This is a genomic window from Niastella koreensis GR20-10 (assembly GCF_000246855.1).
GTDB lineage: Bacteria > Bacteroidota > Bacteroidia > Chitinophagales > Chitinophagaceae > Niastella > Niastella koreensis.
Window position 1 is genome coordinate 786,514 of the sequence record NC_016609.1, and the last position, 15,318, is coordinate 801,831.

The following is a 15,318-nucleotide window of genomic DNA, read 5'->3' on the forward strand; positions in this document are numbered from 1 at the left end:
GCGAATGATCCCCAATAAAAAGTGAGGTAGTGGCATTTAAAATTTACTTTCAGGAAAAAAAGGTGAGTTGCGGGCAAAAAGAGGTTACAATTCCTGAAATAAAATTAAGTATGAAGAAAAACAGGTTATAGGTTAGTAAAAACATGTTACAACCTCGGAAAAAAAATTATCTCGGGGTGTTTTTATGTTATCGCCGGACAAAAAGTAGTTATCTCTCATAAAAAGTAATTATCTCGCATAAAAAATAGGTTATAACCGAAAAAAATAAATTATCTCCGGACGAAAAGTAAGTATCGCCCCCCAAAAAGTATGTATCTCCCGACGAAAAGTAATTATCGCCCCCCAAAAAGTAATTATCGCCTGGAAAAAGTAAATATCTTCCCCCTTGAATCGATTCATGAGAATTTTAACGATTATCTTAACCGGGATAAATGATTGTTCTATTTATTGGGGGTATAGATCAGTTGCACCACTCCCGATTTGAACACTTTTGTTTCGGCCAGTGCCAGGTTGAGCCTGGCGGGTATATTAAACAAGGGTTTGCCTGCGCCTAATGCAGTTGGATGAACAGAGATCATATATTCATCCACCAGGCCGTTTTCAATAAAAGTAGTGATCAATTGGGCGCCTCCATAAAGCCAGATATCTTTTCCTGGTTGGTTCCTGATCTTTTCTATCGCAGTTACTACATCAGTGCTGATAAAAGTGGCTTTATTATCCGCCCTTGGCTGGCTGGAGAAAACGAATTTTTCCTTAGACTGTATTGCTGAGTAGATCTGTTTCTCCAGATCCGATGCAGCTGCATCTGGCTGGTAATTGCCCCATAGATCATAACTCACCCGTCCATAAAAGATGGTATCGATAGCCTTCAGGAAACTGTCGAAATGCATATCCTCCTCCAGGATACACCAGTCCAACTCGCCATTGGCTCCTTCAATAAAGCCATCCAATGTAGTGGCTAAATTCAGTATTATTTTTCTCATAGGGCAAAGGTAATATGCCGGGAGGGAGCAGGTTTGGAAAAATGCGACAAAATTATAACAGGGAGGGGGGCAGGCCGGTATACCGCTTTATTTCATTGGACAAATGCGCGTGGTCGTAATACCCATGTTCGATGGCAATATCCAGTAAGCTTTTGTGTTTTTTATTAAGGTTGATGTCGGCATAAGCATGCTGAAACCTGGTTATGTTAATGAACTCTTTCGGGGTGATGCCTATATGTTTTTGAAAACTTCTTTCAAGTTGTCGCGGTGTAGTGAGCTTTTTTTTAGCCAGGGCATCTACAGTAATTTGTCCCCTGGCTGCTTTAATAGATTTTACAATTCCTGAAATGTCGTCTTTGGGAGGGGTGAGTCGCCTGAGAAAAAACACGTTCAATGCTGCAAAAGACAGGTCCTTCATTTTACTGGTATCCGGAGCCAGCTTTTTTTCCAGTTCCACTGTCTGCTCCGTAAATTCTGCCAATGGCAGGTTGTTATAAAATTGAGCGAAGGCCCCTGGTTTAAAGCACACGCCAATCAGGTGATGTTTCCCGTTAAGATATGTTTCTTTATAAGCCGTCATGGCGCCTACTAAATAAGACTTTCCAGGCTGCATGGTTACCAGGCCATTATCGGTCCTGCATTTTTCACCCAGATTCAATACAAGACCAGGGCTTCCATCCGGGAAGATCCGTTCTACATGCAGCTCGCTTCCGGCGCCTTCTATTGACCAAAAGCAGTCAATACAGGCAGCCAGTGCGGGATTTGGTATTACCTGTTTATAAATCATGATCCTTCACTGGTTTTAGCAGTACAAGGTCTGTCTTTTTCAGGCAATTTGCAGTTAAATTTACTGCACCTTAACCCGTTGTGTTTCTTCATCCGAAGCGGTTTGCCGGGTACGCGCCCCTTTTAATTTCTGATTGCCAAAGGTATAGTTGAGTGTCAAACGGATATTTCTTGTTTCATTCCACTGATGAAAATGTACATTCACCTCCTCGTAAATAACTTCACCACTGGTTTTTTCGCTAAAAAGCAGATCGTTGAAATTAAGACTGACCTTAGCTTTCTTATCCCACAAGAATTTTTGAACGGCCAGGTTCACGCTTCCCATATGGTTGATTAAAATAAATTCGTTTAACAGCGCAGTAGTATAATACCCTGAAAATTCAAAACTCCAGGCAGGAGTGGGTTTATAAGCCACCTGCCAATAGGCAAGCCAGTTCCATTTAGCCCGGTCATAGGTGGCGCCCAGGTAATTGGCATGGTAATGATTATAAATAGCCTGGTTGCCGCCATACCCGGTAATTTTCTTTCCCAGTTCGATGGGGAAATCCAGTTCTGCCACAACGTTTGTATAAGACGCCAGATTTTCCGGCGTAGTATAGGTGAGGTTTCCTACCTGGTTGGGGGCATTATCAAAAATAACATCGCGCTTTTTATTATAGCTGATTGAAAAAAATGGCTGATTCTTATACGCCAGCGAAAATTTATACTCATCGGCAATTTCAGGTTTTAGGAGGGGATTCCCTTTTGAATAGGTGAGTGAATCAAGATATTGAATAAAGGGGTTCTGTTGCAGGTAGCCTGGTCTGTTCACCCGTTTGCTGTATTGCACCAGGGCGGATAATTGTATACTCAACTTCCGGGTTACTAAAAAGGAAGGAAACAATTGCCAGTAATTTTTATCCAGGATAAGCTGCCCCTGCATATTTCCGGTGGCAATAGTTTGTTCCGTACGTAAACCGCCCCGCAGTTCCCATTTATTAAATGTATGTTGTAATGATGCATAGGCAGCATTGATATTTTCCAGGTATTTAAAATCGGTGCTCCGGCTTTTGTCAGGTACACCATTTTGGGTAAAGCCCAGGTCGTTATTGATAATGGCTCTTCCTGATTTTATACCCACTTCCAATTTGGAATGTTGGCCGATTGGCCGGGTATAATCGGTCTTGAACACCAGCAGGTAGACCGGGTTATGAATAATTTGCCGGCTGGGATATTTAACACCGTTTGATAACTGGTTAACAATATCACTTGTGTTTTTGAAAGTGTATTCAGAATAATCAAGATCAATATTTAACTCATTTCCCAATGAATCAAAACTATGTTTCCAGTTGCCGTTGACAGCTGTATTGGTTCTTTGGGCCCGCGTATAATTAAAAGTTTGAAAATTGCTTAGTGGCTGGTCGGTAACCCCATCAGATTGCCGCGTATTGTTTTGTGCTTCATTCAATCCATTTCTTGAAAAGCCCCTTATCATAATACCAATTGTATTTTTCCTGTTTGCATAAAAGTCAATGCCGGCCCTGTAGGTATGGCTGTTATAGTAGCCGGGAGAATAATTGGATTGGAAAAACCGGTAGGAATTAATCAACCGGTCAAATTCATTATAGTCGAACTGGTTCCGGTGCAAAAAATTATAACTGGTATAAATATTAAATCTGCCCTCCCGGTGATTGATGGTAATCCCCTCGCCATGCCGGTAAAAGTTCCTGTCGGTATGGGTAGTGGCCCTGTTATATATGCCCGTTGCTGCATTCAGATTAAGGCTGCCATTTGTGCCCAGGTTAGCATTATGTTTTAAAATGAAATTGATGATGGCGCCGCCCGTTGCATCATATTTTGCGCCCGGGTTCGTAATCAATTCTATCTTTTCTATCCCGGTTGCGCTCATTTCCCGCAAAACCTGCATGATATCGGTGTATTGAGAAACTTTACCATCTATCATGATAACCGGCACGCCTTTGCCCGCTACCATTAACTTTTCATTGATCACCAACACACCTGGTATTTTTTGTAATATTTCAAAAGCCGTTGCGCCCGCCGCGGTGGCGCTGCCTTCGATATTCACTATTAGCTTATCCGCTTTTTGTTCAAGAAAAGGTTTTTTCCCGGTAACCGTTACCTTGTCAAGAACTGTAGCAGGAGACGACAAAGAGTCTTTTTGCTGTGCCAATAAAGAAGTAAGCGGTGTAAAGGCTAAAAGGAATAAGATCGGTTTCATGCGCAAAACAACGGCAGGCGATACGCAAAACCGAATAACCGGCAGTCAAAGGCGGCCAACTGTAGCCTTTTTCCGGTTGAAGTGCACGGTAATGGCAAAATTATGCCTGAAACCATGCTTTAAAGGCCGGCGCTTTTAACCTGCTCATGGGGATTGATTGGGGGAAATGAGGCGATCCGGCTAATAGAATATTTAATTTGGAATGCTCCGCCTTCTCAAAACCCGTGATCATATTACGGTTCATTATATATTTTCTGCTAAGCCTGAAAAATAATTCCCGGGGCAATTGCTTTTCAACCGCATCCAGCGATTCATCCAAAACATGTTTTTTGCCATCAATAGTCACCAGCATGGCATAATCACCTTCAATATAGATCCCGGCAATTTCATCAAACCCAACATTGAAATGCTGTTTTCCTTTTTTCACTATAAACCCTTCCTGCCTTACCTGCTTTTCCTGCCGGCGCAGGTTTTCTGACGCTGCATACTGTTCATAATAATGCAGGCCAACATAAATGCCGTTAATTACTATCGACCAGATCATAAAAATAAAAATGTCTACCCGGTAAAAGCTGACGGGTACCGGCGTATCCTTTAGAGCTGCGTTAATTGATTCGGTAGCTATAATGATGATGCTAAGTGCTGCTACGGTAGTCAGCACCAGTTGTATTATTATTCGCTTTATTGGGTTGGGAAAATAGGGCAGTTTCCGATCGAGATAAACGATGATGACACGAATCAGCCACCAGGCGGCATACCCCAGCGCTGTATCAATTAAATAAGTGACTAATGTGTGGATGCCGAATGAGATCTTTCTGTAGGTGAGATAGTAATTAAATGCATTGATGATGGGGATCGCTATAATAAAAAATGTAATATCCCTTTTTGTATTACCTGTTTTGTTTTTCGACATACATCTGGTTATACTGGTAGAGAATTTCTGATTACCTGATTATTCAAAAGATAAATCAATATACGCTATCTTATTTGTTATCCACAAAACCCGCCTGCACAGATCTCCATTAATCCACAATTAATCTTTTATTACGATATGGGAAGCATTGGCAGTTACGCTGCCAACTCCTGCCACAAGGTGCGGATCGTATTTAATACCGGTAATATAAATGTCCAGTTGCTACCGGGAAGTTGAGTTTTGTTAAATGAAAAGAAGTTGTAAAGGTCTGTAGCAATACAGGCCTTTTTTGTTAATTTACGCATAACATACCTTGTTATTTATGCACCTGCATTTGGGCGTCAGGGTTTTAATGTTATTCGCCATTCCACCACCACCTGCCAGCCTGAAGATCGTACCTCGTTTAGTTGTGTTTGTTCCGGTTCGCCGCTGGCCAGGTAGAGCTCATCGATGCCGCGGCCGGTTTGCCATTGGGAATAGCTGCCTTTAATTCCTATTGAATGGATGTGAGAAGCGCGGTATAACAAAGCTGTGTGGATGTTTATGCCATACCCGTTGGCTGTATGCCGGAAACTCTCGGGGTGACTGAACTCCCGGATCAGGTTCCAGTTGGCGCTGGCTTTATAGCGCACCTGGTTATAACGGAAACCTGTAGCCAAATTTAATTTCTTTGTCAATCCGGTTGCGCACAAAAGCTGTGCGTATGCACCACTCCACGTCGTTTTATAGGAGCTGTTAAGATCATTAATGGGAGCGGTATTCCCAACCAGGTACAGTGATTGATGAAACTGGCCATACCCAGCTGAAGGAGTGATCGAGAAAGTATGGGTTACCATTAAATGATAGCCCAAACCCGCCAGCCAGCGATCGGCGCCGCCCTTATTGGCATTGAACTGCTGCGCATATACGCTGTTAGTGCGGTTGTTGCCGCCATAGTCGTTATCGGCTACTTTACCGGATAGATAGAAGGTGTGCTCATATTCGCCTTCGAGCAACCAGTGGTTGAAAAAGTTATATTGTACATGCATGCCTGATACCGGTCCGGCAACGGCTTTCCATTTGAGTTCTGACAATACATTCGGGTTCTGGCCATTGGCATTGCCCGCAATAGACCAGCGCAGGTTTTCCTGCCGGTAGCCGCCGGTTACTGATAACTGTAACTTTGCCGGTGGGTCCTGGGCCATACAGGTGTGAATACCAAAGAGGATCAATAGCGGAATAAGGCCTCCCCCCAACCCCCTCCGGTGGAGGGGGAGAATTACAACCTCGCGATAATTATTCAACATATTTAACTGGTTAACTGTAAGAGGGTAGACCTGTCAGGTTCGTCACCGGATCCTGAAAAATCAGATTGTCCGAACGAACCTGACAGGTCATACCCTTAAAGTCTTACTGGTTTACGCGGAACTTCTCCCATCCGTCAATGGTAGTGCGGTTGCACGTCATGGCCTGCGCGCCATTTTCACTGCTCACAAACAATCCATTATTTCCCTGCAGGGAAATGGTACCGTCGGAGTTGGAGATCCAGTTAAACTGTTCCCAACCACTGGCAGTTGTTCTGTTGCAGGTAATAGGATTAACACCATTCTCGCTGCTTACATATTTGCCTGTGCTTTGCAACGAAACCTTGCCATTACCGGCATCTACTACCAGGAACTGTTCCCAGCCTTGCGCGGTTGTGCGGTTGCAGGTCATAGCCTGGGTGCCGTTCTCACTGCTCACATACAAATTATTGCTGCCTTTCAGGGTGATGGTTTGTCCAATAGGCGGAGCAGAAGAGGTACTCATGCTGTAAACCCGAACATAGTCAACCAGCATCTGCGTTGGCAGGGCGCCGTTGTTGACGGTAGAACCGGGCAGATCGCCGCCAATAGCCAGGTTAAGTATGATGAAGAAGGGGTTGTGGAATGCGCCGGTGTTATTGATATTGTTGGCAATATTACCGGTTACATACAGGGTATTGTCAACATACCACCTGATGCTGGAAGCATCCCACTCCACTGCATACACGTGAAAATCGCCGGGATTGGTTGTGGTGCTGCTTCCATATTGCACGTGACCGCTGCCACCATCCCAGTGCATGGTGCCCAGAATGCTGTTGGATGTGTTTACATGCTCCATAATATCAATTTCACCGCAGCCAGGCCAGCCGGCGCCGGTGTTGATATTGTTACCCAGCATCCAGAAAGCAGGCCAGGTACCTTGTACCATAGGCAGCTGCATACGGGCCTCTATACGTCCGTACGTAGTGGAAAACTTACCATAGGAGGTGAGCTTGGCAGAGGTATAAGGTTGCCCGCCCATGCTCTGTTGTTTGGCCGTGATAACCAGGTTGCCGCCTGTTACGGTGGCATTCGCGCCCTGGTAATATTCCAACTCGTGGTTCACGTTAGGGTTTCCATTGTCGAGGTTCCAGTTGTTTGTGTTCACACCGGTGCCATCGAACTCGTCGCTCCATACGAGCTGATAAGTTACTGCCCTGGGGGTAGTAACTTCCTTTTGGGCAGAAGCGTCACCGGAATGCAAATCCTTTTTACAGGAATTAATAAAGAATGATAATGTGATGCATGCGATGGCGCATGACAGGATGCGAAAAGATTGTTTTCTCATGTTGATGGTATTTTTATTGATTTACTCCAAATGCTTCCCAACCACTGATGGCTGTACGATTACAGGTCATAGCCTGGGCGCCGTTCTCGCTGCTGATATAGCGGCCATTATTACCCTGCAGGGCAATGGTGCCATCGGCATTCACGATCCAGGTAAACTGCTCCCAGGCGCCAACCGTGGCCCTGTTACAGGTAATAGGGTTTACGCCGTTTTCACTGGAAACGTATTTGCCCATGCTTTGCAGCGCTATCTTGCCGCCGCCGGCATCCACTACCAGGAACTGTTCCCAGGCCTGAGCAGTTGGCCGGTTGCAGTTCATAGCCTGCGTTCCATTTTCACCACTTACATACTGACCGTTAAAACCTTTCAACGTAATGGTTTGGCCAATAGGTGCACCGCTGCCGCCGCCACCGCCGGAAGATTGCGTGCCCGTCCATTTAAACGTAGCAACGGCGCCTGCCGCGAGGGTATACGTAAAGGATTCATTACCCCATTTAACTTTGAACGATACGCTTGACCCAGATGTATTGAGTGCAAGCAATACCTTGGAGCCATCAGGATTTTTGAAGGCTACGTTCTGGATGCTTCCCGGTGTGTTGGATGAAATGCGAACCGCGCCCTGTTTTACAAATTGTGAGGCATGCGCAATAATATAATAGGCGGTGTTGCGTGAATAAGAATTACCGGAGATGGTAACAGCGCCCATACAGTTTGAACAACCGCCACTGGTATGCGGAAAATAATTGGGGTCAGCAGCCAGGTTCCATTCAAGGGCTGCCTTGCTCCAGTTCCTGGTTGAACCGATCACCACATTGTTCACGTGCCAGGAGAGGTCGCCGCCAAAATTGCCGGGGCCTCCGATGTATTGCTCGGTAAAATAAACGTTCTTGGCAGGGAACGCATTGTGCACGGTAGTAAGCGCATCGATCTGGCCGCTGTACAGGTGAAAAGCAGAACCATCGATATACTGGTTGGCCGCGGCATCGCCCAGTACGGTGGTGGGATACTCCGGGTGGTCGCAATTATGATCATAACAGATGATTCGCGTACTGATGCCATTGTTACTGAACTGGGGGCCCAGGTAATTCTTGATGAAATTAGCCTGTTCTCCGGCCGACATGGTCATCGATGGATTGTTGTACGGGTTCATTGGTTCGTTCTGTGGACACACCGCGTAAATGTTGATGCCCTGTGCCTGCATGGCCTGGATATATTTTACAAAGTAACGTGCATAGGCATCGTAATAGGCGCTGCTGGTGTTCAGACTGCCGCCGGTGAATCCGCCGTTACCTGTTGTGCTCACCTTCATCCATACCGGGGCCGTCCAGGGAGTGGCCAGGATTTTGATGGAAGGATTGATAGCCACGATCTTCTTCAGCACCGGCACCAGGTCGGTCATTTCGGCGTTAATGTTGAAGTTGTTGAGATTTAAGTCTGTTTGGCCGGAAGGCATATCATCATAGGTAAAATCGGCCGGGCTCAGGTCAGAAGCACCGATGCTTAACCGCAAAAAGCTTGAGCCTACCTGTGAGGGACTGAAGATCTCATTCAGAAAAGCAGTTTGGTTAGCGCCCAATCCGTTAATGAGCGAAGCGCTTCCGCCAGTGAGGGTAAACCCAAAACCATCTATGGATTGGTAAGTCACCGTTTCATCAACTGTTACAGTAACCGGGTTGGTGCCCGCATCGGCCGCAAAATTAATGGCTGCCTGTTGTTGTAACAGTTTGGATTTATCGCCGGTGGTCATCCACACATTCACTGTTTCGTTGGCTGCCCTGGCCACAGTGGGTCCCTGAGTGGGGGAGGGCGAAACATCTCGTGTACAGGAAAAAGGGATCAGTGCCGCGCATAGCAGGGTAAGGGCCTGCAACGGCCATGATCGTTTGCTTTGAGGGAACATGTAACGTCTTTTTAATAGTTTGGAAAATGTTACTAATCTCTAACAGCGGGTAATGCAGGGCGGGGAGTGGGAAGTAAGTCTAACGGGCTGAAACAATAAAATACTTCCACCCAATGCGGGGGCAATTGGCAAGAATCGTTCCATAATTGGCAGTTGATTTTAGTGGCGTACTGAAATTGACACTAAAACAGGCTTTTACCAAAATAGGGAACACATCAAAACCACTACAAGGCTGTGATTTTTGAATGGCTACCCCCTCCAAACCACTACAACGGGAGATAATGTATTGACTTTAAATAATTATTATTTATCGGCCGGCCCTACAAATTACCTTTAGATTTGCTACCCGTTACACGATTATTGCCTGAAATAACACGGCTATTGGTAAAAATGCACGAATATTAAATAATATACGCTGCATGGTTAAGGTTAGTAAATTTACTGACGCGTTTACGCGTAAATATTTTAAGTGAACCTTAACCATGAGAAAACTATTACTGCTTGTTCCCTTTTTACTTCTTTGCCTTTATTCTTTTGCTCAAACCAACATCCGGCAGGATAACCGGGTAAGCCCGGTTTTAAAGCGGGCGGTAAGCCCCCAAAGCGGTTATAATACGTATGGCAGAACCGGCCGGTTTATTAACATGGCTGTACTCAATACATCCTCCCACACAATAAGCTGGTTCACCTGTTATGGCAGATTGTTTGATTCTACCCGGCTCGATGATCAGGAATTTAAAGAGGTCACCGCCAAACAGATTGATCCGTTTACATTATATCAGAACATTTGCGACAAATACCTGGCAGATATAGCCGCCGCCAAAGATATCTACCGGGTTTACGGCGGTAATCAGCTTTTAGTCAAGCTGCCTGGCAATTACCAGGCATTGTTTGCCATGGAGAGCGTACAGGCTGCCAAAACTCCTTTGCAAAAGTTGATGGCGATAGAAAATGTCCGGAAGAAAATTCTCATGCAGCTTGCCTGGCTGAACTGCGCCAATCCGGCCTCATTACATGATGACCCGCTTTATAGGGCCAATAAAGAGCAGGCAGGCTCTATGGTGCAAACAAAAGACAGCACGGTATATTATAATATCGACCCCACCAGTGCAGTTGCCAAAATAAGTCTTTATATAACATCGCCCGAAAAGCTATACGTACAGAACAGGCTGGGTGAAGTAATTGACAGCGTTGCCCTGTTACCGGCAAAGAGTGCTCTTTTGCAGAAAGAGAAAACAGATGTTTTCCTGTTGTATCGGGGTTGGCTTGAGATGCAGTGGCAGGAAGCCATGTACGCTATAAAGATAAATAACGGAGAATACAGGCAGGTCAATGGTAAGGAAGAGGGCTACAGGCTGCTCAATGCCATCAGGGCAAAGATCAATTTATTGATCTCGCCCGAAGCAAAGTGTATTGAGCAGGCGGTATATGAGGCCTATAGAAGTGAAGCTTCTGAAATATATTATATCCCCCTGTTGGGCATCAGCTACAACCTGGTTCAAACCAGGGGCCTGAAAGAATATGAGTTGAGCAATCATCTGGGGAACGTGCTGGTCACGGTTAATGACAAGAAAATTGGTGTACCTGCCACCACTAATAGTTCTTTGATCGATCACTATGAACCGGATATCGTAAGTGCGCAGGATTATTATCCGTTTGGCATGTTGCAGCCGGGGCGTTCTCTTGCTTCTTCAGGAGATAAATATAGATACGGGTTTAATGGCAAGGAAAATGACAATGAAGTGAAGGGTGAGGGCAATCAGCAGGATTATGGGATGCGGGTGTATGATCCGAGGTTGGGGAAGTTCTTGAGTGTGGATCCATTAACCAATTCTTACCCATTTTATACGCCATATCAGTTTTCAGGAAATATGCCAATTACAGCCGTTGATCTGGATGGCTCGGAGGCAAAAGTGACATTTAATTTGGGTACGATTGGAAAGGATCGGACCTGGATGAATTTAAGTACCTCTGTTAATATTAAAATTCAGATAATTAATTTGTCTGCGACATCTGATGATAATTTGAGTATGGAAACAATAAGGCAAAATCTTAGTGCTGACTTATCTGATAAACTTGGTGGACCAGCTACTGTAAATGGTATAAATATACCGTTTGTATTTAAGGCCACAGATAACAAAATAACATCAGTGACCCTGGCAAAGAAAGGTGAAATGAGGAGCTACAATATTACATATAATACCACCGTTACTGCTGATGTTTCAATTGTACATGATATTTCACAGATTGCCAGAGATGGATTCGTTTTTGCAATAGTAGATGATATAAAAGACGAACCTGGAATGGATACCAGAGGGCTGGCTGATCAAAAGGGTGGAAAGGTTGCAATGGGCGAGGCTAGTGAATATGATGTCAGTAAGGTTGGTAAAGAAGGAAGACAACTGACTTACCATGAAGTTTTACATTTGCTCGGTGCTGTAGATACTTATAAAAAAGATGTACCCCATTTTGAAGGAACTGATAATAATAACAATGTGATGTATTTTGTAAGTCCGGATAATAAGATGCAATTAATACCAAGGCAAAAAGTTTCTGAAATATGGCAACAAATAATAGGGTATCCACAAGATCTTTTGAGGCCTGGGCCCTATGTACAACCCTCCACAACTGATAATAGCACTTCAACTGCTGAACAACTAAAAAAATTCATTAAAGAAAATGGAAGCGCTGCAAAAGTTAGTACGCAATAGCATAATATTCATATTTATGAGTGTTATGTGTATTCAATTTATTAAATGTAGTGGTACTGCAGTTAAAGAAGATAAAGGTTATGGCAAATTGTTTTTTTATCAGAATTGCGCTATTTGTCATATGCAAAAATATGATGGCATTGATAAATCTCCGGGATTACTAACCTTGAATAGCTATGATAGTCTGACATTATTTAACAAAATGAAAGGTATAAAGCAGGATAGTATTCATGAAGTAATACTTCAGTCTGTGGATTATTCTGAAAAGCAAATTAAATCAGTGTGTAAGTTTATAAAAAGTTATTATGATTTAAGTGAATGAGGTTTAATTAATTAGCAATTTTTTATTTTGTGTTGAACTGCAGTATCATTTGGATAGTGTTCTAAATATATGTTATAATATTTTAGGGCACTATCTTTTTTGTACATCAGGTTAAATACAGTCCCTACCTGAAGGGAATAGTCATAATTAATAGCGGCGGCTTTTTTATAATCAGATAGAGCGGAATCAAGCTTATTCATAACTACATATATTCCTGCTCTTTTGCTTAGTGCAAGCGGGAAAGGCTCGTTACTAATGAGGGTGCTATATTCCTTAATTGCTTCCTGATATTTTTTTTGTTTTTCGTAAATCATTCCGCTATAAAGGTGTAATGAATTAGCTTTTCCAAAAGCAGGGAGTGAATCCATAAGGTAATAAGCGGTATTGAAATCGCCGTTATGTATGCTTTTTTCTATCCGGAGGTTCAAATCGTTTTCATAGGCGATGGCTCGTTTTAGAGAGTCCAATCCTGCTATATTTTCTTCCCTGACTTTATTAATGAATGTTGCTGCATCAGGTTTGCGATAAACATACCTGAAGATGAAAAAGCCACTTGCACCCGCAATCAGTGTAAGGAGCAATAAGGAAAACTGTTTGTTTCTTTTGTTCATGCTATCTGTTTTGCTACGAATGTCAAAATGACTTTGGGCAAGATAGCTAAAAAATAAACAAGGCAACAATCCGAAAAGAGCGTCTTACTATGGTGCGCTACCGGTTGCGCTATTCCGCTCAGCGGAAGCTGGGATTTGAACCCGCACCCCCATATCCCTAAACGAAGTAACTCTTTGCTACGGCACTTGTTTATAAGTTGAAGAAGGTAAACACAAGCAAGGCGACAACTGAAAAAAGCCTGGTTTGATTTTAAGTCGAAGTAACTTTTTTCCACGGCACTTGCTGTGTTACTGCTATAAAAGAATTGTAAGGTAAAAAGCGAATAAAGTACATAGTTGCTCTACCAACTGAGCTACCATATTGCGGTTGCAATATGAGCAGGAATCGAACCCGCGACCCACTGATTGGAAATCGAAGTAACCCTATTCTACGACACTTACAATTATTTTAGTTCATTGATAAATTTAAAAAACAGGGCAAAAAGCAAAACAAGTTTGTGGGCATTGCTTGCCGGAGTCGAACCGGATAGTTGTTACACTATTCCTCCCAATTTGGAGCGAAGTAACCCGTTTTTTACGGCACCTGTCTTTATTTGCTATAGGGCAAATGGTTATAATGCTATTTTTTTAATCACATCGATGGCATTGGAACCATCTTCCAGGGCGTCCATCACTTCAAATACCTTGTCGCTCCAACCCGCTATCAAATGAACACCATTCTGTTCTACCTTTAATGGCACATGTTTATGCCCCGCCAGATCAAATATATACAGCTTCGCATTGGGCGCAATTTTTTTATACGCCTGCCATTGATAGCTGATGGTGTTTTCTGCACGCTGGTTTTTAGTGTTGCTATCCCACATTTGGGTATCGGTGAACAACATGATCTTGTCGGCTTTATATCTTTTCGATACAAGGTCTTTTATAACAAGATACCCGTTGGTTGAATAACCCACTTCACCTTCCCGGTTATAGAATGCATCCACATTGGCCAGGATGCCTGTTGATGGCATTGGCACAATTTTCCAACTGTCGCCAAACATACCGGCCTGCACATTTTCGCATCTTGCCTGTAACAGCATACCCAGCAACAAACCGATGTCGTACATCAATACTTTGCTTTTTGGCGATACAGGTTGCTGCATAGAACCGGATACATCACAGGCTATAACTACTTTGGTATCCAGGTCAAAGCCTTTCATGTTTTGAATGCTTGCTACCAGGGCATTTTCCAAAGCCGTCATTATATAAGAAGTATAACCCGAGTTTACAGTTTTCAATTCCTTGTACGACGACAGAAAACGGAATGGCAATTGTTTTGAATTGGCCACCGCAGTTTTGTTGGTCAGGTAATCGGCTACCATTCTGATATGGTCAATGCTTACTTCAGCTTCCAGGATATTTCTCAGGTTTCTAAGCAGGGCCATATAACCCAGCTTTTTGCTGCTGATCAGGTCTTCCCATTTGGCTTTGATGGCATTTTTCTTTGCATATGCTGATGTAAACTTTTGTTGTCCGAGTGCCGACAACTCCGTTTCCCAGGTATAAGGCACCGCCAGTTCGTTGTTTACAATTTTATTGAAAAGCAACTGCTGCGCTTCATCCTTTGCTTTAGGGTGAACAAGAAACAAGGCATCACGCAATTTTACAGCGGTATCCCGGTTATATTTTGCAAACTGGTATTCGTCAAAATTGTTGAAGGAAGCCGCCAAACCCTTTTGCAGTTGTTTGGAAATTTTGTTCAGTTTTTTAACGCCTTTTCTTTCGTTGGCTATTTGATAATAAGACAACAGTTCCGTTATCTCATCAGGTCTCTTAACCACGTTTTCAACGGTTTTTTTCACCAGGTCATCACCCTTATGAATTTTAGCCAGTTCGGTAGCCAGCACCACAGGAGCGGTACGCAGATTCATTTGCTGTCTGGCATATACAGCCAGTTTTGCAACGAATGCCGAATTTACCTTAGTCACCAAACTTTTTATTCTTGCCAGCCGGTCGTCCGCTTTTTCATAAAAGGTATCGTTCAGCATAGAAGTGGCAATGGCTGAGTAGAGTTCCATTTCAGGAGATAAAGTATAAGCTTTAGCACCTGCATGGTTTACTGCTGCTGTTTTTTCTTTAGTTCTGAAATTGAATCTCATAAAAATTTGTTTTATCGTGTTGGTATTGCAAATATGCACGCACCCTTACGCAGCCAACCTGCGCAGTGAAATATATTTGTAAAATATTTTTAGAGCGCTTGATTCTCAGCGTTGTAAGTGATA

At 43.6% G+C, this 15,318-nt stretch carries 12 protein-coding genes; 2 read left to right on the forward strand and 10 right to left on the reverse strand.

From position 1 onward, the window contains the following. Positions 1–440: 440 nt before the first annotated feature. The 8 genes from NIAKO_RS03230 to NIAKO_RS03260 all read right to left on the reverse strand — a co-directional run bounded on the left by NIAKO_RS03230 (position 441) and on the right by NIAKO_RS03260 (position 9,410). A complete protein-coding gene (locus tag NIAKO_RS03230; protein WP_014216961.1) occupies positions 441–983 on the reverse strand; it encodes a dihydrofolate reductase family protein in 543 nt (180 codons plus the stop codon). Between the two features lie 52 nt (positions 984–1,035). Further along, the gene (locus tag NIAKO_RS03235) at positions 1,036–1,770 is read right to left on the reverse strand and encodes a helix-turn-helix transcriptional regulator (protein WP_014216962.1); all 735 of its coding nucleotides are present in this window, start codon (positions 1,768–1,770) and stop codon (positions 1,036–1,038) included. A gap of 60 nt (positions 1,771–1,830) precedes the next feature. Next, positions 1,831–3,987 (reverse strand): outer membrane beta-barrel protein, encoded by a 2,157-nt coding sequence (locus NIAKO_RS03240; protein WP_014216963.1) that lies wholly within the window; start codon positions 3,985–3,987, stop codon positions 1,831–1,833. 100 nt (positions 3,988–4,087) lie between these two features. After that, on the reverse strand, positions 4,088–4,900 hold the full coding sequence (locus NIAKO_RS03245) for a LytR/AlgR family response regulator transcription factor (protein WP_014216964.1): 813 nt from the start codon (positions 4,898–4,900) through the stop codon (positions 4,088–4,090). A gap of 155 nt (positions 4,901–5,055) precedes the next feature. After that, a complete protein-coding gene (locus NIAKO_RS38360) occupies positions 5,056–5,205 on the reverse strand; it encodes a hypothetical protein (RefSeq protein WP_014216965.1) in 150 nt (49 codons plus the stop codon). Between the two features lie 36 nt (positions 5,206–5,241). Next, the gene (locus NIAKO_RS03250; RefSeq protein WP_014216966.1) at positions 5,242–6,186 is read right to left on the reverse strand and encodes a hypothetical protein; all 945 of its coding nucleotides are present in this window, start codon (positions 6,184–6,186) and stop codon (positions 5,242–5,244) included. 103 nt (positions 6,187–6,289) lie between these two features. Beyond that, positions 6,290–7,510, reverse strand: coding sequence for a family 16 glycosylhydrolase (locus tag NIAKO_RS03255; RefSeq protein ID WP_014216967.1), 1,221 nt, complete (start codon positions 7,508–7,510; stop codon positions 6,290–6,292). 13 nt (positions 7,511–7,523) lie between these two features. Continuing rightward, positions 7,524–9,410 (reverse strand): glycoside hydrolase family 30 beta sandwich domain-containing protein, encoded by a 1,887-nt coding sequence (locus tag NIAKO_RS03260; protein ID WP_014216968.1) that lies wholly within the window; start codon positions 9,408–9,410, stop codon positions 7,524–7,526. Between the two features lie 482 nt (positions 9,411–9,892). Here NIAKO_RS03260 and NIAKO_RS03265 point away from each other — a divergent pair, with 482 nt between their 5' ends. Further along, entirely contained in the window at positions 9,893–12,121 is a 2,229-nt protein-coding gene (locus NIAKO_RS03265) for an RHS repeat domain-containing protein (RefSeq protein WP_014216969.1), read from the forward strand. Then, positions 12,090–12,443 carry a hypothetical protein gene (locus NIAKO_RS03270; protein WP_014216970.1) on the forward strand — a complete coding sequence of 118 codons (354 nt, stop codon included), beginning with the start codon at positions 12,090–12,092 and terminating at the stop codon, positions 12,441–12,443. The genes NIAKO_RS03265 and NIAKO_RS03270 overlap by 32 nt, the downstream gene beginning before the upstream one ends. A gap of 11 nt (positions 12,444–12,454) precedes the next feature. Here the strand turns inward: NIAKO_RS03270 and NIAKO_RS03275 are convergent, their stop codons facing one another. Together NIAKO_RS03275 and NIAKO_RS03280 are read right to left on the reverse strand one after the other, a co-directional pair. Then, complete coding sequence (locus NIAKO_RS03275; protein WP_014216971.1) at positions 12,455–13,054, reverse strand: tetratricopeptide repeat protein; 600 nt, start codon at positions 13,052–13,054, stop codon at positions 12,455–12,457. Positions 13,055–13,665: 611 nt separating this feature from the next. Beyond that, a complete protein-coding gene (locus NIAKO_RS03280) occupies positions 13,666–15,195 on the reverse strand; it encodes a TROVE domain-containing protein (RefSeq protein ID WP_014216972.1) in 1,530 nt (509 codons plus the stop codon). Positions 15,196–15,318: the final 123 nt, after the last annotated feature.